The sequence below is a fragment of the Micromonospora sp. NPDC049529 genome (assembly GCF_055586685.1).
In genome coordinates this window covers 224,780-246,931 of record NZ_JBVJHT010000010.1, presented here as the reverse complement: position 1 = coordinate 246,931, position 22,152 = coordinate 224,780, and the positions used below count along the sequence as shown (strand labels likewise).

The following is a 22,152-nucleotide window of genomic DNA, read 5'->3' as shown; positions in this document are numbered from 1 at the left end:
CCCACTTTCACTGTTTGAGTGGTTATCCGGCCGCGAATAACCACTCTTTCAGTGAAAGTGCGTGCCCGGAGCGGGGGGGGGGAGCCCGGAGCGGGGCGGGGCGGAGCGGGGAGCGGGGTGGGTCAGTGGGTTGGGGGTGCGCCGGGTGGGATGAAGGGGAGGCCGGTGGGGGTGCCCGATTCGATCAGGCGCCAGAGGGTGTCGGTGTCCAGGTGTTCTTCGACCAGGTCGCCGAGCAGGTCGAGGGTACGTTCACGGGCGGCGGCGAAAGAGGTGTCCGGGGCGACCCGGAAGCCGTGCCGACCGGCCAACCGGGCCGCCTCGGTCAGGAACCGGCGGCGGAACCCGTCCGACTCGAACGCGCCGTGCCAGTGGGTGCCGAGGACCGTACCGGCGCTTGCCCCCTCCGCCCGCCCGTCGGCGTACGTGAGCAGCGGTGGCAGGTCGGCGTCGGCGCCGGAGACGTACCCGTGGTGGATTTCGTAGCCGTGCACCGGGAGCGAGTCGTAGGCCGTGCCCACCGACCGGGTCACCGTCTTGCGCGGGGCGAAGGCGACCTCCATCGGGAGCAGCCCGAGCCCGTCGACGGTTCCGCGTCGGCTCTCGACCTCGTCGTGAATGGTTCGGGAGAGCATCTGGAAGCCGCCGCAGATGCCCAGCAGTGGGCGGCCGCCTCCGGCGTGTGCGAGCACCGCGTCGGCGAGGCCGGTACGCCGCAGCCAGGCCAGGTCGTCCACGGTCGACTTGGTGCCGGGCAGCACCACCAGGTCGGCGGCGGCGACCTCGCTCGGCTCGACGGTGAGTCGGACCCGTACGCCGGGTTCGGTGGCGAGTGCTTCCAGGTCGGTGGCGTTGGAGATCCGGGGCAGCCGGATCACCGCCACGTCCAGCCATTCGGTGCCCAGCGGCGGGGCTGGTCGACCGAGCAGCCGGTCGTACGCGAGCGAGTCCTCGGCGTCGAGCCACAGGTCGCGGTCCCAGGGCAGCACCCCGTACGTGGGTCGGCCGGTGACCCGGTTGAGCATGTCGATGCCAGGCTGGAGCAGCCCGAGGTCCCCTCGGAACTTGTTGATCACGAATCCGGCGACGAGTGCCTGGTCGGCGGGGTCGAGCAGGGCGACGGTGCCGAACAGTGAGGCGAAGACACCGCCCCGGTCGATGTCGGCGACCACGATGGTGGGCAGGTCGGCGTGCCGGGCCAGGCCCATGTTGACGTAGTCGGTGTCCCGCAGGTTGATCTCGGCGGGGCTGCCGGCGCCCTCGCAGATCACCACGTCGTACTCGGCGCGCAGTTCGGCGAGGGCGGCGAAGGCGGTACGGGCCAGCCGGGGCCGCAGCGACCGGAAGTTGGTCGCCGTGATCGAGGTGGTCCCGGACGCGTCCGGGGTGCCACCGCCCGGCACCGAGTCGGCGGCCGGGTCGCGCAGTGCCTCGCCGAGCAGGACGACCTGGCTGGACAGGTCACTGCCCGGCTTCAGCAGCACCGGGTTGAACCGCAGGTCGGGCGGGAGTCCGCAGGCGGCGGCCTGCATGGCCTGGGCCCGGCCGATCTCCCCGCCCCGGCCGTCCGGCCCGACGACGACGGCCGAGTTGTTCGACATGTTCTGTGCCTTGAACGGGGCCACGTTGACCCCCCGGCGACGCAGCCAGCGGCAGATGCCGGCGGTGAGCACGCTCTTGCCCGCGTCCGAGGTGGTGCCGGCGACGAGCAGCCCGCCGCTCATTCCGGCTTCCGTAGCGCTCGCGGGGAAACCGCCGTCGCGCCGATCACTCGGGCCAGACCGCCCAGCACGGCCCGTCGGGGTCGGGCGGTGATCGCGTACGCCACGGCGACGCCGAGCGCACCGAGCCCGACGGTGCCGGAGAGTTTGGCCGCCCGCCGGATGTGTCGCGCCTCCGGTCGTGGGCCGTCCCCGAGGAAGGGCCGCACCTCGGAGCGCCCGAAGTAGACGTTGCGCCCACCGAGCCGTACGCCGAGCGCGCCCGCCATCGCGGACTCGCACTGTCCGGCGTTGGGGCTGGGGTGGTCGTTGCGGTCCCGGCGCCAGATCCGCCACGCTCGCGCCCGGTCTCCGCGTACGGTCGGGGCGGCGGCGATGGTGAGCAGCGCGGTCAGCCGGGACGGTACGAGGTTGAGCAGGTCGTCGAGGCGGGCGGCGGCGGTGCCGAAGTGCTCGTAGCGGGGCGAGCGGTGCCCGACCATGGCGTCGAGGGTGTTGACCGCCCGGTAGCCGATCAGTCCGGGCAGGCCGGCGACGGCGCCCCAGACCAGTGGCGCGACGACGGCGTCGGAGGTGTTCTCCGCGACGGATTCGACGGTGGCGCGGGCGAGTTCGGTTTCGTCGAGCGTCGACGGGTCCCGCCCGCAGAGGTGGTTGAGCCGCTGCCGGGCCGCCGGCAGGTCGCCCTTGCGCAGCGTGCGGCCCATCACGGTCGCCTCGTGCCGCAGGGTCTGCCCGCCGAGCACGGTCCAGGTGCCGGCCGCGACCAGGGCGGCGCGGGCCACCGGCCGGTGCCGGGTCGCGGTCGCGGCGGCCACCGCGACGAGCACGGGTACGCCCACCGCCAGCGCCGTGTACTTCGCACCGGCCGATCGGTTGGGCTGGTAGAAGCGGCGTTCCAGGGCGGCGGCGGCCTGCCCGAACCCGGCGACCGGGTGCAACCGTCGGGGGTCGCCGAAGAGTGCGTCCAGTGCGTAGCCGGCGGCGAGTCCGGCCGCGTTGGCGGTGCCGGTGCCCACCCACGGCCCGCTCGCGCGGGTTCCGGCCCCGGACGAGCTGTTTGCGCCCCGCCGTCCGGTCCGACTGTCGATCGCCTTCGGTCGCACTCCGACCACCCCCCGGCCGGCAGCCTAGCCAGCCGGTGCGTCCCGGACGCGGTGGGGCGGTGGGCGCCGCGCTCTCAGGCGGGAAGCAACTGCGGGTGCACCTGCCCGTCGAGCCAGCGCCGCATGGTCTCGTTGAACAGCTTCACGTCTTCCACGTTCCAGACGTGGTGCATTCCGGGGACGAGGCGGACGCTGGTCTGCGGGGCGACGTCCCGGATGAGCTGGAGTGTGTCGCGGGTCGACCGGGGTTCGCGCTCGCCGACGACGGCCAGCAGTGGGCCGCTGAAATCCGCCAGGCCGTGCGGCACCCCACCGGTGGTGACCTCGTCGAGAATCCGTCGGGACGTTTCTCGGGACACCGAGAGGCCGTGTTCGACGAACATGGTCCGGGCGTCCGTGGGCAGCCCGAACGCCGCAGCCTGAGCTTTCCAGAACCAGGGGGCGTTCCAGAGCAGGAGTTGGAGCCTTGCCGTTGCCCGCACCATCGTCCCCGGTCGCCCCATCATGGCTCCGGTGACGAACAGGGAGCGGATCAGCTCCGGATACCGGGCCGCGAGATGCAGCGCGACGTTTCCACCGAGGGAGAGTCCGACAACATCGACGGGTGTGGTGATCCGCAGTGCGGCGAGGCGGTCCGCGAGACGGTCGACGACGGCCGGCAGGCCGGGCCAGACCTTGTGGGCGTGTACGCCGAATCCCGGCAGGTCCGGCGTCACGACGAGCCGATCGTCGAGTACGTCTACCTGGGGTTGCCACATCCAGTTGGCGACGTTACTGCCGTGCAGGAGCAGCACGGGAGGAGCCTGCGAGGGGGCGGCCGGCTGGTGGATCTCCGCGAAACCCGTCACGCCAACTCCTCCTGCAACGCGTTCAGCCAGTCCAGCTCCGTGCGTACGTGGGCGATGCCGTTGTCCAGCGTGGCTCGGCGCAACCGGGCCCGCCGGTCGGTCGGCTCGGGTGTCGAGACCCGTATCTGCGTCAGGACCGCCAGCAGGGCTTGGGTCTTGTCCAGTCGTGCTGCGAGCAGTTCTTCCAGCTGCGGATCGGTCAGGCCGCCGGAGAAGAAGAGGCGTGCCAGGAAGGCATCGCGTTCGGGTTGGTGGTCGAGTTCCGAGGTGAGCCAGTGGTAGAGGGTTTCGCGACCCCGGTCGGTGATGTGGTGGACCTGTCGATCCGGAGCGCCGACGCCGGGAACCGTCTCGACGGTGGCGAGGCCGTCCCCGGTCAACTGGGACAGGGTGCGGTAGATCTGCGCTTTGTCGGCGTACCAGAAGTGGTTGATCGTGGTGTCGCAGTGACGTTTGAGCTCGTAGCCGGTCATGGGTGCGAGGTCGAGCAGGCCGAGGAGGATACGCGCGAGAACCACGGCTCCAGCATGCAGCACCACTAGTAGACTTGTCTACTACATCGCCGGCCGGCTCGGGCCGGTAGCCGACTGGAGTTCCAATGACCTGTGCCTCAGCAGAGGGTGCTTGCAGCCCTGTCAGGCGAGTTTGGAGTCCCACCATCGCGGCGAGTTGACGAGCGAAGCGTCCGGATCGAGAAAGCTGAAGGGGACACCGAGATCGTCTGCGACCGCTGAGCCTTTGTGCATCGCTTCGTCGGCTGCCCGCCCATGGGTACCAGTACCGGTGGATGCTGGCGCGTCGCGACCGTCAACGAAGGTCAGCACGTGCTCGTCGAACTGCGGGTGTCGCGCGCTGGGTCGGCGCACGATGGCAAGGAGGAATACACCCCAACTCGCTGTGTCACCGTCCCACATCGCCTCGATCGCCACGACCGGGTCGGTGATGGTTCTGGCCTGCTCGATGAGCCGCGGCGTCGGCACGGGCGGTGGAGAGGCGTCCACCCGGCCCAACACCTCAAGCTCGCAGCCACGTTCCTCCACGACGTTCAACGCGTCGGGGATCGATACCGGGCCGGCGGAACCAACTCCATTTCGCACCAGTACGGCCGCGTTGACCTTGCGGCGGCGACAGATCAGGTCATCGACCCCCGCACGGACCTCCTCGGGTAGGGCCGCCCAGATTCGATCGTTGTCACCCATCACATCGGCCATTCTCCAGGACCGCACCCGGCGTCGGCGACGACTATCCGCCCGCACGTCCGCCCGCATGCCAGACCCGGGCTTTGCACCTCGACAGGCGCATCCGAATCTGCCGCCGCCCGTGTCCCGGCAGGGCCGTTTTAGGGAGCCCGCTCATAATGAGCAGGCTCCCAGGAGCCTGGCCCGACTCGAACGGTGCTGCCATCCCTGGGTTCAGTGACGCGCGGTACCGGCGCCGCGCGTTGAGCAGGCCGGCCTCCTGGCGTGGTGCAGGTTAGGGGTGCCTGACTGGGCATCAGGTGTCGTACTCACCGCTGTCCCATGGGTCGGTGAAAGCCATGTAGTCGCCGGGCTCCAGGGTGACCCACCATGCGTCGTCGTCCCCCTCCGGCTCTGTTGGGATGAGGCCGAAGGTCGTACCGAACCGATTGATTGCGAAGGGCTCGACTTCGATGCGGGTGAACGTGACCTCCCCAAGTTCCTTCAGCCGGGCGTCGTACGCCGCCCGGCGCGCCGCGCGGTCCATCCGGGCTCTGGGACCGAACGCATCAATCCGGGCCTCCAGAAACCGGCCATCGGCGTCGAAGAGGTACAGGGCGACGAACTCCTGACCATCTTCCTCCGCACGGGCGGCGGGCTCGAAGGGGGTGGTGAGGAAGAACTGTCTTCCATCAGCGGTGCGCCCCACATGCTCGGCGTGATAGTCGTCGTGATCGATAGCGAGACGGCTCGGCGGTCCGACCCTCATCCAAATCGTCCTCTCCACGCGGACGGTCTGAGCCGTCGCGATCGCCCAAACCAGCATCCTGCCGTCCACGTACGACAGGCAGCGGGGCGGCACTCAATGCGAGGCCGCTGGTCTTGTCAGGGCGTCCTCACCACCGCGTGCTCCTCTGCCGCAGACCGTCGACTGTGCGCGGCGGCGTACAGCCCACCATCACACACCGTAACGACCTCTATCGTCGCCCAACATCCTGATCCGGCTCCCCTCTGTGTCAAGAGGCGGCGAGGAACGGTGTTCTAGGCTGAATGTTGGCGGGTCCGGGAAGTGACTGTTCCGAAGTGCCGACTGTCGATGAGAGTGCTCCCCTGCAGTCGCGAGGGCCGATTGACGGGCCGACGAGGCTGTCTTCGCTGCCGAGAACTGCCGTGCAGGACGTATCGGTTCGCGGCTGCGTTAGGTTGCCGGGTGTGGTGAGCGATGTTCACGAGATGTTGACGCATTTGCGCGCGGCGCCCGCGGGGGAACGTCACCAGGTGCTCTGGAAGTTCCCGGACCAATCTGGCACGAGGGACGCGCTGCGTGCGGTGCGTCGCCATGGTCCTGGCCGGCTGCGGTTGGCCGCGCTCGATGCACTGATGTACCTCGGTGGCGAGGCTGCCCTCGACACCATGGACGTCACCGCCGTCGAGCGTCTCATTCGGATCCGCAGACTTACCGATCCCGTAGGCCCGGCGATGTCGTGCTGGACCTACTGGTGGTGTATTCGTGGCGGCGACCAGGCTGGCATCATCGCCACACTCGGCTTGACCAATGCGCGGCCCGTAACGTTCAACCTCGCCTGCACCGTGGTGGACCTCATCGAGCACATGGATGAGCCCCCCTGGTCTGGTATACGTAGGCCCGGAGATCAACGGTTGGACCCCGGTCATCGGAGGCTGGTGCGACGCATTCGGCGACCGGGCCTTCGAGGTCCGGACGACCATCGAGCAGCTAAGCGTCAGATACGGCGAGGCGCACGCGTTCCACTTCGGCGCCCAAGGCGACGGGTCCGCGTGGCTGGTCGCCCAGGATGGAGTGACGACGCGCCGTTACAGCAGTGCTGATCCCGAGGAGTCAACGGGCGAGCCGTTACCGATCGAGCGGGACTGGATGCTGGCGCGAGGCGTGCCCGGGCGACCGGAGGACCACGTCGCCGACGGTGACGATTTTGCTGATGCAATGTGGGAGTTCTGCGAGGCCAACGACGTCGCCGCCGCGATCTCCGTGGATATCGGCTGGCACCGACCTCTCGACGCGGTTGTCCACGGCTACCCCGTATTGGCCGCTGTGCCCGAAGCTGCCCCCATTACGCTCCCGCCGGAGCGTACGAAATCTAGGCATAATCGACGGCAAAGTGAAAAATTCAGAATTGGCTGTGCGAGGTGCTCCGTAGCAGCCGTCACTCACGCACTCACATGCCGCGACCTGGGCGTCACAGTGCGCGACATCACGTCGGCGCTCAGCGCCCGGTCGTGCCGATGAGCGGATGTCCGATCTTGGGCATATTTCTGTGACTGAACCATATTTTCAAGGGCAGGTCTCAGACCATGATCCGTTCACGGTGCTGTCGGACGAAACACTCGGTCAAGCTGGGCATCAACGAGGGTCAGTGCCTCGTCCGGGCTATACAGGCCGACGAGAATCGGCCCAACCAGGCCCTGGGCGAGGAAGTAGAGCGCCGGTGCCTCCACATCGGGATTGACTCCGTCGCGCAATTCGTCCAATCGAGACGCCTCGCGGAAGTTGGCGACCGAAACCGTCAGGATGCGTCCGTATCCGTCGCGAAGCTGCTCGGCATACGCCGGTGTGACAGTCGCGGCAGAAAAGAACGCGATGTTCACGCAAGCCTCTTCGCGGCCAGCCGGGTCGACCGGGAGCATCACCGCGGTAGCGGCACGGATCAGGTCGCGGCGGGTGGGCTCACGCAGTGCGGCGACGGCGGCCTGGAGCCGGGCCAGCACGCGTTCGCGCATGTGAGACAGCGCAAATAACAGCATCTGCCCCTTGGTGGGGAAGTAGTGCTGCACAGTGCCCATCGACACGCCGGCCTGCTCGGCGACGTCACGCAGGCTCACCGCCTCGAACCCGCGAGTGCCGATGACGGCGAAGACCGCCTCGGCCAGGAGGCGGCGGCGCTGCTCGTGGTCGACCTGCTTCGGCACGTACCGAACTTATCTCATGCGAGCGCATTGCCATCAGAGACCGCGGAACGTTATCATGCGATCGCATTAAAAAATCCGGGGAGGCAGACATGGGCATCGAGTACGCCGTGAACGGGGACGCCAGGATCGCTTACGAGACCTTCGGCACGGCCGGTGAGCCGCTGCTGCTGGTCCTGGGGCTGGACTATCAGATGGTCTGGTGGCCCGACGCGTTCTGCGAGCGCCTGGTCAAAGCGGGCTACCACGTGGCCCGTTACGACAACCGGGACACCGGCCTGTCCACGCACTACCTGCAGCCGGCGGACGGCAGCCCGTGGCGGGCGCTGCTCGGCGGCACCCGCCCCCTCTACACGATCGCCGACATGGCCGCCGACGGGCTGGCGGTGATGGACGCGCTCGGCTGGGCCAACGCGCACGTGCTGGGCGGCACGTCGGCAATCGCGCAGGCCATGGCGCTGCTGCACCCCGAGCGGGTCCGCGGCCTCACACTCTGCATGAGCAGTCCGGCCACCGCCGGAATTCTGCAGACCCTGCGCTATCTCAAGTTCGGCATCTTCCGCGAGTTCCGAAGGCTACCGAAGGCGACCACGCCCGAGCAGGAGATCGACAACCTGATCGCGATCTACCGAGCGCAGGCCTCGCCCGGGTACCCGTTCCCCGAGGAGTGGGTCCGCGAGGCGGCGACGCTCAGCCACAGCCGCGCGCCCCGCGATCCGCGCACAACCCAGCGGCACCTCGCCGCCGGCCGGGCCGTGAAGCTGCCGCCGCTCTCCGGCATCACCGCGCCCACCCTGGTCGTCTCGGGCGCCGACGATCCACTCATCAAGCCGAGCGGGGGCCGCGACCTGGCCGCCCAGATCCCCGGCGCGGAGTTCATGGAATACCCCGGCGTGGGCCACGACTGGCCCGAGGAGATCTGGGACGACGTGATCGCCCGGATGCCGCGCTGACATCCACCTCACAGCAGTCCTCCATGACCGAGCACCGCCATTGATATGCGTCGCTTCAGACGCTGCGAGACCGAACATCCGGATCTGCCGCCGTCCGTGCGCGTACGGCCGTCCGGCTGCAACTGAACGTAGTCGACTCCGATCGCGGTTCGCTCTTGGACGTGAGCGGCGATGCAGCCGGAGCAACAGGTACGGCCCGGTCGGGTGACTAGTGCTCGGGGCCCAGGTGGCTGCGTTCGCCCTCGTGGTCGAGGATGCAGAGGATCTCGGCCGGGCCGCCGTGCGCACCGAACGCGTGCGGGACCATGGTGGAGAACTCGGCCGCCTCGTTCGTCCCGACCAGGATCGTCCGCTCGCCGAGACGGAGCACGATCGTGCCGGAGAGCACGGTGAACCAGTCACGACCCGGATGCACCCGCAGCTCTGCCGGCACCTCACGGGTGACCCGCAGCTTGGCAACGGTCTGGTTACTGTCGCGGGAGAGCAGCCAGGTGGTGATGCCGCGCTCGTCGTTGCAGTGGGGGCGGATCACCACGTCGTCGTCGGCATCCGACTCGACCAACTGATCAAGCGTGGCGCCCAGCGCGCGGGCGATCGCCGCCATCTGGTCCAGGGCGATCCGCCGGTGACCGGTCTCGATTCGGCTGAGCGTGGACGGGCTGAGCAGGCAGCGGGTGGCCATCTCGTCCAGCGACCAGCCACGGGCCACCCGAAGGCCACGGATCCGCTGCCGAACCAGAGCCTCCAGGTCCTTGTCTTGCTTCATACGCAAGAGACTATGCCAAGGGCGCAACGCGCGGCTACCGTCGACGCATGGCACACGACCACCTGATCGAAATGCTCGACCTGGACGCCGAGGTCCTCCGCGAATACCACCGCGACCTGATCAACTGGGTCGGCCGCGAGGCCGCCGACCGGCCCCGCATCATCGACATCGGCGCCGGCAGCGGCACCGGATCACTCGCCCTCGCCCGGGAACTGCCCGGATCCGAGATCACCGCAGTCGACGTGTCCCCGGAGATGCTGGCCCACCTGCGCGGCCGGGCCGACACCGCCGGGCTGGGCGGGCGGATCCGTACCGTCGAAGCCGACCTCGACCGGCCCTGGCCCGACTTCGGCCCGACGGACGTCATCTGGGCCGCCTCCTCGATGCACCACATGGCCGACCCCGGACGCGCACTCGCCTCGGCGTACGACGCGCTGCGGCCGGACGGGCTGTTGGTGATCGCCGAACTGGACTCGTTCCCGCACTTCCTGGCCGGCACCCCGGACGCGGACGTGGAGGAGCGCGGTCACGCCGAGGCGGCGAAACGTCGGCTTGAGGCGGGCCTGCACATGCACGAGAACTGGGGCGACCGGATCACCCACGCCGGATTCACGGCCGTGACCGAGCGACGCTTCGACATCGACCTCCGGCCGCCGCTGCCCGCAGCCGCCGCGCGGTACGCCGAGGTCTCGCTGCTCCGGATGCGCCACGGGTTGGACGACCGACTGTCGCCGTCCGACCTCGCGGCCCTGGACAAGGTTGTCGCCGGCCTGGGTGAACGCGACGATCTGAGCGTACACACGGAGCGGACAGTTTGGCTGGCCCGTCGCTAGCCCCGGTCATCGCCACACGCTGGACGGGGTCGGCCCACGGGACGACCCCTAACGTGGCGTGGACGCAAGTCCTTGATCCGTACTCTGGCCGGTGTGGAGTTGACAACAGAGGCACGCGACCTGGCCACAGCCATGCTGAGCGAGGCACTGCCGCGACGGTGGGCACACGTGGAGGCGGTGGCCGCCAAGGCAACGGGCGTCTCGGCGATCCTGGACCAGGTGGATCAGGACGCGCTCATTGCCGCAGCCTGGCTGCACGACATCGGGTACGCCCCGCCGTTGGCGCTCACCGGGTTCCATCCGCTGGACGGTGCGCGTTGGCTGCGGTCGCGAGGTTTCGATGAACGGGTCGCCTGTCTGGTCGCGCACCACACCCACGCGATACTCGAAGCGGAGGAGCGAGGGCTGGCAGGCGCGTTGGATGCCGAGTTCCGGCGTGAAGAGTCCCCGACCGCCGACGCGCTCTGGTACTGCGACGCAACCACTGGCCCTGATGGTCAGAATTTCGACGTGTTCGAGCGTCTGGTCGAGATCCGGACCCGCTACGGCCCCCACGACCTGGTAACCCGTTTCATCGATCGAGCAGAGCCTGACATTGTCGCGGCCGTACGGCGGACCGAGGCGCGTCTCGCTGCGCTGTGATCAGCCAATGTAGGGCTGGGGCAGGCCCGCGTACCCATGATCGATCCGTAGACGCATCGAAGGGTGAATGCTCAGATCGTCAAGAGCGGCTTGTTCGACCCATGCCACCTGGGACGACTCATCGCTCTCGGTCGGCTGCCCCGACACATAACGGGCACGGAAGCAGAGCGAAAACTGTTGCCGCACCTCACCGTCGCTGTACGCGATGATGTGGTTCGGATCGGTGTAGGTGCCGATCAGCCCGATGACCTCAACCGCGATGCCGGTCTCCTCGCTGGTCTCACGAACCACCGTCTCTGCGATCGACTCGCCGAAGTCCTGGGCGCCTCCCGGCAGTGCCCAGAGTCCGTTGTCGGTGCGCCGGATGAGTAGGACCCTGCCTTGGTGATCGAGCACAAAAGCGGTGACCGCAACGACGATGCTGTTGGGCTTGGGGGCGGTGGGATCGTGGAAATACTCGGTCCGTGCCATGCCCTACGGCACCTCTCGGTACTCGCGCAGCGGACGAGCCGTGGACCAGATTCGGTCGAAGCTGTCGGCGTACAGGTTGAACAGGTCTCCACCGGCAAGCCTACGAAGGTGCAGCATCGGCGCATGAGCGGCGGGAAATCCGTAGACGTGCGGGTTAACAAGCATCTCGTCATCGAACTGGTAGATCGAGTTGTAGAGCGTCGTCCGGTGCAGACACAGGCTGACACCCTCGACCCCGTCAAGTTTCTCGTACCAGGCGAGGACGTTGCGTATCTTCGCCGAGATCGCATCACCGATTCCCTCGTCCGCGCCGCGCTGTGCAACCTCCGGCGAGTCTGGATCTCCAAGAAGGATTCGCACCTTCGCACCAAACCCAGCCCGCTCTCTCAGGATGGCGACCAGGTTCGGGTGTTGCTCGGGCAGGAATAAGCCGGCGTACACCAGGATCGAGATCTGTTGAGTGGCCGTTGTCAGTAGCCGACGCCATAGTTCGGCAGGCACCGCTGCACGGCGTGAATAGGTTTGGATCAGTTCCGATTCACTGACGCCAGCAGCGCGCGTCGGCACCAGGGCGTCCGGCCACAGGTACGTCTGAGTCTCACCGAGATGCGCTGCGAGCGCATAGCGGTGCCGGGCATACGGAATCCGATCCTGTGAAACCCACCGCTCGACCGTCTTTGGATCAACTCCGACCACAACGGCCAGATCACCCGGGGTAAGGCGCCTCCGATGCATGGCATCACGCAGACGCTCATTCGGCACACCAACCTCCGAGACACATCTAGGGACGACTCAATCTATGACCAGACGTCCTCAGTTGTCCAGCCTTGGGGTGCACCTTCGACGGTGATTTGAGGAAAGTGGTGGGCATGATCGAACCGATGTCAACCACTCCGATTCGCGCCGTGAAAATGCCCGTCCCATCAGAATTGTTCGCGCTCGGCGTCTCCGGTCGCGTACGACGAAGCCCGAAGGGCTGACCCGGTGGACAGCGAACTGCCGATCGGGCGGCGGGTGGCGTACTGGCGTGGGCGCCGGAAGTTGTCGCAGCAGGTGTTCGGTGACCGGATCGGCAAGTCGAAGAGCTGGGTCGACAAGGTCGAGCGGGGCGAGCGGCGGTTGGACAAGTTCTCCGTGCTCCACACGATCGCCGGGGCGCTGGGGATCAGCGTGGACGTGCTGCTCGACGGGGCGGAGAACACCGCTCGCGTGGCCCCGACCGAGCCGATCGACCTGGGCGAGATTCGGCGTACGCTCTCCCTCTTCGCGCCGGTCGCGTACCTGCGCACGTCCCGTGCCGGCACCGGTCCGCTGCTGCACGAACTGGAGCAGTCGGTCACCCACGCCTGGCTGACCTGCCAGTACGGTCAGTACGACGTTCTGGTCCGCGCGCTACCGCGACTGCTACGCGACGTTCGCGCGGCCGAGGCGTACCACGGTGGGGACAACCGGGTTCGGGCGGCGAGCCTGGTCGGGCAGGTCTACCAGGTCATGTCGTCGGTGACCCGCAAGCTCGGCGCCCACGATCTGGCCCGGATCACTGCCGAACGGTCGATCGACGCCGCACTGCGGGCCGACGATCCGTTTCTGGCCGGCACCGGCACGACCCGGTTCGCCAACGCGTTGCTCTCGGCCGGTGATGCCCGCGCGGCGTTCGAGGCGAACATCGTGATGGCCCACCGCCTCGCCCCGAATGGCCCCACCTGGGCGGACGCCGACCGGCTCTCCGTCTACGGGTCGCTGCTGTTGCAGGGGGCGATGGCGGCGGCACACCAGGGCGACAACGCCAGCGTTCGCGAACTGCTGCGGGAGGCGAAGGTGGCGGCGACCGCCCTCGGCAAGAACGACAACCGGTACCGGACGTCCTTCGGCCCGACCAACGTCGAACTTCACCGCACGGCGGCCGCCGTCGAACTCGGCGATGGCAGACAGGCCATCGCCATTCACCACGCCCTGCCCCCGCGGCCGTTCGGCGCGCTCATGCCCGAGCGCCGCGCACATGCCCTGCTCGACGTGGCACGCGGCTACGTCCTGGTCGGTGACATGGCCCGTGCCGGGGACGCCCTGCTCGAAGGCGACCGGCACGCGCCGGCCGAGATCCGCTCACGACCGATGGGGCGTGACGTGATGTCGGCGGTGCTGCGCGGCACGAAGGGCGCCCCGCCCGCGCTGGTGGCGGAGTTGGCCGACCGGATGGGAGCGGGGGTGTGAGCGATGACCGGGAGGACGACGGCGACCCGATGGGCGCCCCGCACCGCCCCGGCGCCGACTGGCACTGCCGCGACGACGACGAGGAGTGGCCCTGCCAGGTTTTCAAGCGCCGCATGTGGTCGCTCTACCGCAACGACCGCGACCGCCTCACGGTGTTCATGCGGCACTTCCGGGACAGGGCCACGGCCGACCTGGACGACCTGACCGCCGAGCAGGCCGACCTCCGGTTCACCGGCTGGATCCACGACCCACCGGTACGACGCCGGTTGCGCTCGGTCTGACCTTCCCGTCCGGAGAGGGCGGGGCGGCGAGCACGCATCGGTACGCGCCCGCACGCCCCACCACCGCCGCCCCGCCCCGATCAGGCCGGGACGGGCACCCGAGCGCGCCCACGCCGCGCACGACCGCTGCCCGACCTGTCGTCGGCCTCCGGTCCCGCCGCCGGTTCGCCACCGGGCAGGTCCTCACCGGGGAACCCGTCTCCGGTCGACCCGGCTGACCGGTCGTCGTCGCCCCGATCGCCGGCTGCCGCCTCCTGCGCCGGCAGACCGGTCGGGTCGTCGGCGGGCGGGAGGTCCGGCAGCTCGTCGCGCAGCGTCAGGAACCGCTCGTAGTCCGTACCGGTGTAGTCCGGGTCGGACGGGTAGCCGGGGGCCGGGGAGACCGGTGCGGGCGCGTAGCCGGGCTCATCGTCGAGGGTGCGGGCGTCGGGCCGGGCGGGGGCCTCCGCGTCCGGCACCGGTTCGGTCTCCTCGCCCCGGACCCGCTGCTCGGCTTCGGCGTCCTCGATCGAGCTGGTGGTCGTGGTCGGGCGGTTGCGGGCGAACTGGCCCCGGCCCCGGGACAGGTCGTGGCCGACGGCGACCGCCTCCATCTCGTACATGGTGCGGTGGTTGCCGGCGTCGTCGACCCAGTCGCGGGTGTACATCCGGCCCACCACGATCACCGGGTCGCCGGTCATCACCGAGGAGGCCACGCCCTCGGCGAGCTTGCGCCAGCAGTTGACCCGGACCCGAAGGCTGTTGCCGTCGACCCAGCGTCCGGTTTCCCGGTCGAGGCGGCGCGCGGTCGAGGCGACCTTGAAGTTGGTCACCAGCGTGCCGCTCTGGGTGGTACGCCGCCACTCCGGCGCGGTGAGGACGTTGCCCACGACCGTTACATAGGTGTCAAACATTCGATCTCCGTAGCTTCCACGATTTTTCCGGCGAATGGCTTCGAGTCGACTCGCCGTCGAGCCTGGCGGGCGGGCAGCCGTCACGCCACCGGTCGGGAGGCGAGCTGTGGACAACCCGGCGACCGGTGGACAGAAACCTGATCAAGCACGAATGTGCTATGCGAGATAACGTCGATCCCGTGGAACCGGATGTGCTCGGCGGAGCGTACGAGAGTCAGACGATCGATCTCGGGCACGACGACGAGGGTCCGGTGCGGGCCACCCTGGTCCGCCGCCGGGCCGAGCAGCCCACCGGTCGTGCCGTGCTCTATCTGCACGGTTACGCCGACTACTTCTTCCAGGCCCACCTGGCCGATTTCTTCGTCGAGCGCGGCTGGGACTTCTACGCGCTCGACCTGCGCAAACACGGCCGCAGCCTGCTGCCGCACCAGACGCCGAACTTCTGCCGCGACCTGACCGAGTATTTCCCGGAACTCGACGCCGCGGCCGACATCATCCGCACCCAGGACGGCAACCACACCCTGTTGGTCAACGGGCACTCCACCGGCGGCCTGCTGACGGTGCTCTGGGCGCACGCCCGGCGGGACACGGCACTGATCGACGGGCTGTTCCTCAACAGTCCGTTCCTCGACCTCAACGCGCCCTGGCTGGCCCGCAGACCGCTGGCCGCCGCCGTCGCCCGGTTGGCCCGGCGGATGCCACACCTGGTCATCCCGCTTCCGCTCTCCCCGGTGTACGGCCAGAGCCTGCACACCGAGCACCGGGGCGAGTGGACCTACGACCTGACCTGGAAGCCGATCGGCGGTTTTCCGGTCCGGGCCGGCTGGCTGGCCGCGATCCGTCGCGCCCAGCGGCAGGTGCAGCGTGGACTGGCCATCTCCGTACCGGTTCTGCTCGCCTCGTCGACGCGCAGTTTCCGGGGCGGGACCTGGCACGAGTCGGCGACCCTCGCGGACGCCGTCCTCAACGTGGCCGACATGGCGCGTTGGGCACCGATGCTGGGACGGCACGTCACCCTGGTCCGGTTCGATGGTGGTCTGCACGACCTGACCCTGTCCGGCCCGGCCGTACGCGAGCAGGTTTTCACCGAGTTGGATCGGTGGGTCGGCGCCTTCCTCTCCCGAACTCCCCCGGTTGCGGCGACTCCGACCAGCGCACCACCGGCCCTGACTCCGCAACCGGTTCCGGCTCCGGCTCGTCCGGCGGCTCCGGCGCCCGGTACGGCGGCACCGGAGCCGGCTGCTCCGGCACCGGTTGGTACGGCTGACGAGCCCGCTCCCCATACCCCGGACGCCCCTGCGGCTGGTACGCCGGCCGATCCGTCTGCTGGTACACCGGCCGATCCGGCTCCTCGTACGCCGGCCGATCCACCGCTGGACGATCGATTGGCGGTCGGTCCATAGCCGGCCGGTCGACCGTCGGTCGCTGAGCCGGTCGGTCGACCGTCGGTCGCTGAGCCGGTCGGTCCACTGCCGGTCGCGGGCCGGACCGTTCGACGGCCGGCCTCGGGCCCGGTTGCTCCGCGCTCCGCCGGGGACCCGGCCGTTCCGTCGCCGGACCGGGCACCGGGCGTTCCGATAATGGCTGGTACGGCGGCCGGGCGGGCTGCTGGACCACCCGACGGGTCGGACCGGCGCTCGGTGCGGCCGGATGGAACGGCAGCCACATCCCCTGCCGCCAGACCAGCAGATCACGGCTGAGCGGATGCGGGTCACCGGCGAAGAAGACCCGGTCGACCGCCCGACGTGCCTTCTCCCGCCCCGGTCGGGACTGGGAGCCGGTGACGATCACCACGTCCCGGGCCGGGACGCCAATGACCAGCTCGCCGGGGACGGACTGCTGTAGGTCGTTCCAGAACTCGTCGACCAGCAGCACGCTGGACTCCAGGCCGTCGAAGGAGAGCAGCAGCGCCGGTGGCTGGCCGGAGATCCGCAGCCGGCTCATCGCCAGGTCGAGGTTCTGCATCGCGGTACGCCGCAGGGCTCGCCGGCCGACCCCGCTGCGTTCCAGGTCCGCCCAGGTCACCAGGCGCTCACCGTACGGGGGGCCGAACGAGTAGGCGATGCCGATGTCGTCGGAGAACTCGTCGAGCAGCGTGTCCCCGCCGACCTGCTCATCAACGGTCGACACAAGCAGCGGCAAAAACTGGGTGCTCGTCACCTGCACCCGTGAAAACCTAGTATGTGCTGGCCGGGCCGGCGACCCCCGTCCAGCCGGACAACCGTCCGGCATCGCGGGTACCCTTCTCGCGCGCGTACCACAGCAGGCGCTCGTAGCTCAGCGGATAGAGCAGGGGACTTCTAATCCCAAGGTCGTAGGTTCGATCCCTACCGGGCGCACCAGGAAATAGCAGGTCAGAGGCGGTAAGGCAGGACGGGAGCGGGTCACTCCCAGGCATTTCGTAGGGGGTCCGTGACTCGCCGTGACGAAAGCTTCGTCACGCTCCGGCGACAGCGCACGCCTCGGTACATGGGCTGTGCCGGTGACGACACCGACACAGCCCACTCGACCCGGGACCGGGTGGTGCCGGACCGGCCGGGTCGCACCACCACCGGGGGCTACCGGGACCGGAGGACCACGTCCTTGCTCAGGCCGGCCCAGCCGGTGGCGCGAGCCCCGGTGATCGCGTCCCGCAGGTCGTGGAGGTCGACGGGGTGCTCCACGCCGGACCGGATGATGTTGACGGCGAACCGGTCGCAGAGGAACGCGAGCAGTTCGTCGTCGGCGTGCATCACCTCGCAGATCCCGGCGACCGTACGCCCGCGCAGCAGGCCGGCCATGCCCTCCAGCGCCGCCAGTTCGTGCCCTTCGACGTCGATTTTGAACAGCAGCGAGTCGTCCGGTTCGAGGGTGATCCGCTCGTCCAACCGGAAGCAGTCGACCGACACCCCACGGTCGCTCGGCAGCCGCAGGGAGGAGACCCCGGAGTGCGTGTGGAAGTTCAGCCGGGCGGTCCCGGATTCGTCACTGGCGGCACCCTCGTGCAGCACGATGTCCGGATAGTCCGAGCCGGTGTGCCGTACGGTCTCGCGCAGCATGCGCAGCACCACGGGGTTCGGTTCGACCAGGTGCAGTTGGCGCAGCTGGTGGTGGTAGCGGGTGGAGAAGGCCACCTCGCCGTAGTTGGCGCCGATGTCCAGCGCGACGGTGGGGCGCAGTTCCTCGGCGAGCCGGCGCCAGGTGGCGACCGCGCTCCGGTCGAGGTTGCCGTGGTACATCGCGAGGAGCACGCCCCGGATGTCGGCGGGGTCGGCGTGCATACGTACGCCGATCTCGTTGCGGAACGCACCGGAGCGCGCCCGTAACGCCGTCCGCTGCGCGACGATGCGTACCCGCTGTCCACCCGAGATGTGGAACGCCTGTCGTAGGACCGACCGGAAGTTGGCCACGCCTCGCCTCCTTCCTGGTTCTGCCGTCAACTGGATCACGCGTACGGGGAGTACGCGCCCTCACCGCAACGAGGCAGGTAACCGGAAGGTGACGCGGGTGTCGTGAACGGATCAGCCGTTCGCCGGTGACCGGTGTGCCGGTTTGGTGGCTCAGTCGATCGGGTTCGCCGGGTGGGCGGGCGTACCGAAGGGGGTCGCGGAGCGGCTGCCGCGCCGACGTTCCTCCCGCTTGGCCCGCTGCTCGGCGCTGTACCGCTTGCGGGCCGCGAGGTCGCGCTGCCAGCCCTCGCGGGCCTCGGCGCTGGTGCCCTGGACCGCGTTCTCCACCGTCGGCGGCCCGAGGATCTTGAACAGGAAGTCGAACATCCGGTCCTGTCCGCCCACCCGCCCGAACAACGGTCGTTTCGCTCCGGACCCACTCACGTCGACCACACTCCCGCCGCCGAACCAAGATACTTTGTACGCCAATAGTTTGCACACCAAGCACTGGCCGGGGCAAGGCCCCCGGACTGTGATCGATCCGATCCCCGCCGATCGATCAGTCGGTGGGCGTACCGCCGTCGCCGACGCCCCGGGTGAGGGCGATCACCCGACTCAGCGACTCGTGCAGGCGCTCCAGCTCGTCGAGCCCCATCCCGAGGCGTTCGATCACGGCGGGCGGGATCAGCTCCGCCCGCTCCCGCAACGCCCGACCGGACTCGGTCAACACGACGGCGAGCGCCCGCTCGTCCTGCGGGTCCCGCTCCCGCCGGATCAGGCCGTTCGCCTCCAGCCGCTTCAGCAACGGCGAGAGCGTGCCGGGATCGAGCTGCAACAGCTGGCTGAGCGCCTTGACCGACAGCGGCGTGTTCTGCCACAGCGCCAGCATCACCAGGTACTGCGGGTGGGTCAGTCCCATCGGCTCCAACAGCGGCCGGTAGAGCGCCACCACGTTCCGGGAGGCGACCGAGAGCGCGAAACAGACCTGCCGCTCCAGCGCCAGCAGGTCGACCGGTTCCCGCCCGTCAGCCATCGTCGTCCCCCGCTCGCACTCCCGGCTCCGGTGCCCCGGCGCCACCGGATGTCGACGCGAACGCTACCGGGCCCGGCCGGAATCCCGGCAGACACCGCTGGCCGGGTACGGGGTACCCGGCCAGCAGTGTGCGATCGTGCGGGTGGTTCAGACCGGGAAGCCGTACCGGGCGGCGTGCTCGGGGTCGGCCGGGTCGATCTGGCGGATGCCCTCGTCGGCCAGCCGCTTGTTGATCTCGTCGAGGTGGTCGCGGACGAGCTGCGCCTCCTCGTCGGTGGTCTTCCCCCGGTGCGGCTTGCCGGCGTGCTCCAGCGTGGCGTAGTCGAGCCGGTCGACAGCGGCCTTCTTCGCCGCCCTCGGCGGCTTGATCCGTTCCGCGGTCCTGAGCAACTGCGCCATCGGCACGTCGGTCGCCAGCGCGTCGAACTCGCCGGCCGTGAGCACCACCCGGCGCGGCTCACCGCCGCCGTGGCCGTCGTAGATCTCGACGATCGCCACGTCCAGCGACGCGTCGTCGATGCTCTCCACCTCGACCGACCTGGCCTCCAACTGCACGGGTCCGGCCACCAGGTCGGGGTGTTCCAGGACGACGACGCGGACGACCTCGTCGTCGGACTGGAGGACCTTGCCGCTGAAGTCGGAGACGTGAACGGTCTTTCTACCCATGCGTGAAACTTCTCCTGTCCGGTGGTACTACTGCCAGGGCCAGAGGTCGAAGTTACCCGACAGGTGTGCGAACGGCCGGGTAGGGCCGGTGTGTCGCGCCACCGGTCCGGTCAGCCCGCCCCGGAGCCTCCCGGCAGTGCCGCCAGCTCGGCGAGTTCCGCGTTGCGGGCCTTCTCGGCCACCGCGGCGAAGGCCCTGACCTGGTCAGTGCCGCCGGACTCCTGCTCTCCCCGGGACAGCAGCACGCCCTGGGCCAGGTGATCGTGGATCAGGGTGGCCGCACGGGCACCGAACTCTGCCGCCGGCGCCCGCCTGAGGTCGGCGAGTCGCTCCTCGGTGACCATGCCCGGCATCTGGTGGCCCTCGTGGATGTTCTCCTCGGACACGCCCCCGGCGGCCATCAGGGACCGCATCTCGCCCGCCTCGGTCCGGTGCGTCGCGGCGAGCCGGTCGGCCAGTTCACGCAGTGCCGGCGGGGCCACCGCACTGGTCCGCAGGTAGGCGAAGAGAGCCAGCGCGCCGTCGTTCATCGGCACCATCAGTTGGAGGTACGCCACATCCGTACCGCCGAGCACGACCGGCGCCGCCGCCGACGGGGTCGCGCTCACCGCTGGTTGGGTCGCCCGCGCCCGCGACCCGTCCCGCCCCCAGCCCTGCACCAGCGCCACCGCCAGCACCGTCGCGACCAGGATCGCGACCGCACTGGCGAGTCGCCAGGCGCGGGTCCGGGCGGTGGCGCCGACACCCGTGTCCGTCATGGCTCAGTACCCACCGTTCACGTTGCGTTGGACAATCCGGTTGGTGTGGGCAGGGCGGGGCGGGCGGCGGTAGGTGGACCGCCGCCCGCGTGGACTCAGCCCGCCGCCTGGAACGCGCGCCCGACGGCGGTCGCCTCGGTGCCCGTACGGAACAGGCCGGACTGGTCCTTGTCGGTGGCCGGCAGCCCGAACCAGGCGTACCGCTGCAGCCAGGGCAGGCCGGCGAGCATCTTGGTCGAGGCGGTGACGAACGCCGCCTGCTGCTCCTGGGTGGGGAACCGCTGCCCACCGTTGACGAAGTTCATCAACGCGAACTCGGTCAGCCAGATCGGCAGCCCGTAGCGGTTGTAGACCGCCGTGAGGTACTGCTTGAGCTGGTTGACGGCGTTGGTGGTGTTGAAGTCACCGCCGTACCAGTGCAGGGCGATGAAGTCGACCCGCAGGTTGCGCGCCTTGGCGCCGGACATGAACCGGTCGAGCCAACCGTTCGCGTCCGCACCGCCCCACGCCACCGCCGGGCTGCCCATGATGGCACCGGTGGCGACCAGTTGCGGCCACAGGTCGAGCGCCTGCTCCGGGGTCATGTTCGCCTGCTCGCCCATGTCCGGCTCGTTGAACCCGAGCAGGTACGGACCGGCGGCCTTGGCCTTCGCGAGTTCGGCCGAGGTGACGCTCTTCGCACCCCAGATCATCGGTACGAAGTTGACCCCGCTCGGAGTGGTGATCCCCGAATGCCCGGCGTTCCAGGTGTAGTACCAGCTCGCCTTCGAGTTGGCCAGGGCCTGACTCGCGCCGTTGAAGTCCCAGACCGCGACGCCCTTCTTCGCCGACGTCACCGCCGGTCCACCGGCCGGCGGCTTGGTGCTCGGCTTACCGGTCGGGGGCACCTTCGGTGAGGTGCTGAGGGTCGGCGACGGGACGGGCGCACCCGTGGTCGCGGCGGGTGAGCCGGGCGTTCCGGACGGTCCGGGGGTGCCCGCCGGTCCGGAGCCGGTCTCCGCCGAGGCGGACGTCGACTCCGACGGGCCCGAGGCTCCGGGTACGACCGACGTGTCGGCACAACCGCTGAACAGCACCGCGCTGAGCAACAACACCGCGGTGACGGGTCGAAGTTTTCCGAGGATGGGTCGTGTGGTCATACGGGGGGCACGCACCTTTCTCTCTCCGCCGGAGACAATACGTGGACAGTGTCGACGAACTCGACTTGGATCCCTTATCTTTCACTTAACTCCTGGTCCCGCATCAGCTCGCACGACCCCGCTTTATCTTCGCCTTAAATCTGTAATCCAGCAGATCCGATCCGAGTCGCGACGTGCGCCGGCTTTCGGCAGCCAGCCGCATAAGTCCTGCTCAACACGCACGTCAGCCGCGCGTCACGAATCCGGTGACGGAATTGGTGACCGAGCCGACGAAGAGTCGCACAATTGCATCCACGGTGCACGCCACACGCGTCGGCCGACCTGATCGACGCACCTTTCGAC

The 22,152-nt window shown here is 69.1% G+C and carries 24 protein-coding genes, 1 tRNA gene and 1 pseudogene; 8 read left to right on the top strand and 18 right to left on the bottom strand.

Going from position 1 to position 22,152, the window contains the following annotated elements:
- Positions 1 to 122 precede the first annotated feature (122 nt).
- From ACZ6QQ_RS19435 to ACZ6QQ_RS19410, 6 genes are all read right to left on the bottom strand, one after another.
- Positions 123 to 1,724, bottom strand: coding sequence for a cobyric acid synthase (locus tag ACZ6QQ_RS19435; protein ID WP_465877827.1), 1,602 nt, complete (start codon positions 1,722 to 1,724; stop codon positions 123 to 125).
- The gene (locus tag ACZ6QQ_RS19430) at positions 1,721 to 2,740 is read right to left on the bottom strand and encodes a cobalamin biosynthesis protein (RefSeq protein ID WP_465877826.1); all 1,020 of its coding nucleotides are present in this window, start codon (positions 2,738 to 2,740) and stop codon (positions 1,721 to 1,723) included. The genes ACZ6QQ_RS19435 and ACZ6QQ_RS19430 overlap by 4 nt, the downstream gene beginning before the upstream one ends.
- 161 nt (positions 2,741 to 2,901) lie before the next feature.
- Positions 2,902 to 3,675 carry an alpha/beta fold hydrolase gene (locus ACZ6QQ_RS19425; protein ID WP_465877825.1) on the bottom strand — a complete coding sequence of 258 codons (774 nt, stop codon included), beginning with the start codon at positions 3,673 to 3,675 and terminating at the stop codon, positions 2,902 to 2,904.
- Entirely contained in the window at positions 3,672 to 4,193 is a 522-nt protein-coding gene (locus ACZ6QQ_RS19420) for a PadR family transcriptional regulator (protein ID WP_465877824.1), read from the bottom strand. Before ACZ6QQ_RS19420 ends, ACZ6QQ_RS19425 begins: the two co-directional genes overlap by 4 nt.
- Before the next feature lie 117 nt (positions 4,194 to 4,310).
- The gene (locus tag ACZ6QQ_RS19415) at positions 4,311 to 4,886 is read right to left on the bottom strand and encodes a hypothetical protein (protein WP_465877822.1); all 576 of its coding nucleotides are present in this window, start codon (positions 4,884 to 4,886) and stop codon (positions 4,311 to 4,313) included.
- 283 nt (positions 4,887 to 5,169) lie between these two features.
- Positions 5,170 to 5,691 carry a hypothetical protein gene (locus ACZ6QQ_RS19410; protein ID WP_465877820.1) on the bottom strand — a complete coding sequence of 174 codons (522 nt, stop codon included), beginning with the start codon at positions 5,689 to 5,691 and terminating at the stop codon, positions 5,170 to 5,172.
- A gap of 777 nt (positions 5,692 to 6,468) precedes the next feature.
- Here ACZ6QQ_RS19410 and ACZ6QQ_RS19405 point away from each other — a divergent pair.
- Positions 6,469 to 7,119 (top strand): hypothetical protein, encoded by a 651-nt coding sequence (locus ACZ6QQ_RS19405; protein ID WP_465877819.1) that lies wholly within the window; start codon positions 6,469 to 6,471, stop codon positions 7,117 to 7,119.
- Positions 7,120 to 7,193: 74 nt separating this feature from the next.
- Here ACZ6QQ_RS19405 and ACZ6QQ_RS19400 read toward each other — a convergent pair whose 3' ends face one another.
- Positions 7,194 to 7,799 carry a TetR/AcrR family transcriptional regulator gene (locus ACZ6QQ_RS19400; protein ID WP_465877818.1) on the bottom strand — a complete coding sequence of 202 codons (606 nt, stop codon included), beginning with the start codon at positions 7,797 to 7,799 and terminating at the stop codon, positions 7,194 to 7,196.
- Positions 7,800 to 7,888: 89 nt separating this feature from the next.
- On the opposite strand from ACZ6QQ_RS19400, the gene ACZ6QQ_RS19395 reads away from it, so the two are divergent.
- Positions 7,889 to 8,749 carry an alpha/beta fold hydrolase gene (locus tag ACZ6QQ_RS19395; protein WP_465877817.1) on the top strand — a complete coding sequence of 287 codons (861 nt, stop codon included), beginning with the start codon at positions 7,889 to 7,891 and terminating at the stop codon, positions 8,747 to 8,749.
- A gap of 208 nt (positions 8,750 to 8,957) precedes the next feature.
- On the opposite strand, the gene ACZ6QQ_RS19390 is transcribed toward ACZ6QQ_RS19395, so the two are convergent.
- A complete protein-coding gene (locus ACZ6QQ_RS19390; RefSeq protein WP_465877815.1) occupies positions 8,958 to 9,515 on the bottom strand; it encodes a helix-turn-helix domain-containing protein in 558 nt (185 codons plus the stop codon).
- A gap of 47 nt (positions 9,516 to 9,562) precedes the next feature.
- On the opposite strand from ACZ6QQ_RS19390, the gene ACZ6QQ_RS19385 reads away from it, so the two are divergent.
- Together ACZ6QQ_RS19385 and ACZ6QQ_RS19380 are read left to right on the top strand one after the other, a co-directional pair.
- Positions 9,563 to 10,348 (top strand): class I SAM-dependent methyltransferase, encoded by a 786-nt coding sequence (locus tag ACZ6QQ_RS19385; RefSeq protein ID WP_465877814.1) that lies wholly within the window; start codon positions 9,563 to 9,565, stop codon positions 10,346 to 10,348.
- 93 nt (positions 10,349 to 10,441) lie between these two features.
- The gene (locus ACZ6QQ_RS19380; RefSeq protein ID WP_465877813.1) at positions 10,442 to 10,990 is read left to right on the top strand and encodes an HD domain-containing protein; all 549 of its coding nucleotides are present in this window, start codon (positions 10,442 to 10,444) and stop codon (positions 10,988 to 10,990) included.
- Here ACZ6QQ_RS19380 and ACZ6QQ_RS19375 read toward each other — a convergent pair whose 3' ends face one another.
- Entirely contained in the window at positions 10,991 to 11,461 is a 471-nt protein-coding gene (locus ACZ6QQ_RS19375) for an NUDIX hydrolase (RefSeq protein WP_465877812.1), read from the bottom strand.
- Between the two features lie 3 nt (positions 11,462 to 11,464).
- Entirely contained in the window at positions 11,465 to 12,223 is a 759-nt protein-coding gene (locus ACZ6QQ_RS19370) for a helix-turn-helix domain-containing protein (RefSeq protein ID WP_465877811.1), read from the bottom strand.
- Between the two features lie 222 nt (positions 12,224 to 12,445).
- Here ACZ6QQ_RS19370 and ACZ6QQ_RS19365 point away from each other — a divergent pair, with 222 nt between their 5' ends.
- Positions 12,446 to 13,672: a helix-turn-helix domain-containing protein gene (locus tag ACZ6QQ_RS19365; RefSeq protein WP_465877810.1), complete on the top strand. Its 1,227-nt coding sequence runs from the start codon at positions 12,446 to 12,448 to the stop codon at positions 13,670 to 13,672.
- Positions 13,669 to 13,953 (top strand): hypothetical protein, encoded by a 285-nt coding sequence (locus ACZ6QQ_RS19360; protein WP_465877808.1) that lies wholly within the window; start codon positions 13,669 to 13,671, stop codon positions 13,951 to 13,953. The genes ACZ6QQ_RS19365 and ACZ6QQ_RS19360 overlap by 4 nt, the downstream gene beginning before the upstream one ends.
- Positions 13,954 to 14,033: 80 nt before the next feature.
- On the opposite strand, the gene ssb is transcribed toward ACZ6QQ_RS19360, so the two are convergent.
- Positions 14,034 to 14,846, bottom strand: coding sequence for a single-stranded DNA-binding protein (gene ssb / locus ACZ6QQ_RS19355; RefSeq protein ID WP_465877806.1), 813 nt, complete (start codon positions 14,844 to 14,846; stop codon positions 14,034 to 14,036).
- 179 nt (positions 14,847 to 15,025) lie between these two features.
- Between ssb and ACZ6QQ_RS19350 the strand changes: the two are divergent.
- Positions 15,026 to 16,033: pseudogene (locus tag ACZ6QQ_RS19350) on the top strand (alpha/beta hydrolase); the annotation flags it as partial.
- On the opposite strand, the gene ACZ6QQ_RS19345 reads toward ACZ6QQ_RS19350, so the two are convergent.
- A complete protein-coding gene (locus tag ACZ6QQ_RS19345) occupies positions 15,930 to 17,078 on the bottom strand; it encodes a DUF1444 family protein (RefSeq protein ID WP_465877805.1) in 1,149 nt (382 codons plus the stop codon). The pseudogene ACZ6QQ_RS19350 and the gene ACZ6QQ_RS19345 sit on opposite strands and share 104 nt — an antisense overlap.
- A gap of 34 nt (positions 17,079 to 17,112) precedes the next feature.
- Here ACZ6QQ_RS19345 and ACZ6QQ_RS19340 point away from each other — a divergent pair.
- Positions 17,113 to 17,188: transfer RNA gene (locus ACZ6QQ_RS19340), tRNA-Arg, on the top strand.
- Positions 17,189 to 17,404: 216 nt separating this feature from the next.
- Here the strand turns inward: ACZ6QQ_RS19340 and ACZ6QQ_RS19335 are convergent.
- The 6 genes from ACZ6QQ_RS19335 to ACZ6QQ_RS19310 all read right to left on the bottom strand — a co-directional run bounded on the left by ACZ6QQ_RS19335 (position 17,405) and on the right by ACZ6QQ_RS19310 (position 21,810).
- Complete coding sequence (locus ACZ6QQ_RS19335; protein WP_465877804.1) at positions 17,405 to 18,235, bottom strand: FkbM family methyltransferase; 831 nt, start codon at positions 18,233 to 18,235, stop codon at positions 17,405 to 17,407.
- A gap of 150 nt (positions 18,236 to 18,385) precedes the next feature.
- Positions 18,386 to 18,658 (bottom strand): hypothetical protein, encoded by a 273-nt coding sequence (locus ACZ6QQ_RS19330; protein WP_465877803.1) that lies wholly within the window; start codon positions 18,656 to 18,658, stop codon positions 18,386 to 18,388.
- A 115-nt stretch (positions 18,659 to 18,773) separates the two neighbouring features.
- Positions 18,774 to 19,247, bottom strand: a complete 474-nt coding sequence (locus ACZ6QQ_RS19325; RefSeq protein WP_465877802.1) for a MarR family winged helix-turn-helix transcriptional regulator — start codon at positions 19,245 to 19,247, stop codon at positions 18,774 to 18,776.
- 147 nt (positions 19,248 to 19,394) lie between these two features.
- The gene (locus tag ACZ6QQ_RS19320; protein ID WP_465877800.1) at positions 19,395 to 19,913 is read right to left on the bottom strand and encodes a hypothetical protein; all 519 of its coding nucleotides are present in this window, start codon (positions 19,911 to 19,913) and stop codon (positions 19,395 to 19,397) included.
- 110 nt (positions 19,914 to 20,023) lie between these two features.
- Positions 20,024 to 20,671, bottom strand: a complete 648-nt coding sequence (locus ACZ6QQ_RS19315) for a DUF305 domain-containing protein (protein WP_465877798.1) — start codon at positions 20,669 to 20,671, stop codon at positions 20,024 to 20,026.
- A gap of 95 nt (positions 20,672 to 20,766) precedes the next feature.
- Positions 20,767 to 21,810 carry a glycoside hydrolase family protein gene (locus ACZ6QQ_RS19310; protein WP_465877797.1) on the bottom strand — a complete coding sequence of 348 codons (1,044 nt, stop codon included), beginning with the start codon at positions 21,808 to 21,810 and terminating at the stop codon, positions 20,767 to 20,769.
- Positions 21,811 to 22,152: the final 342 nt, after the last annotated feature.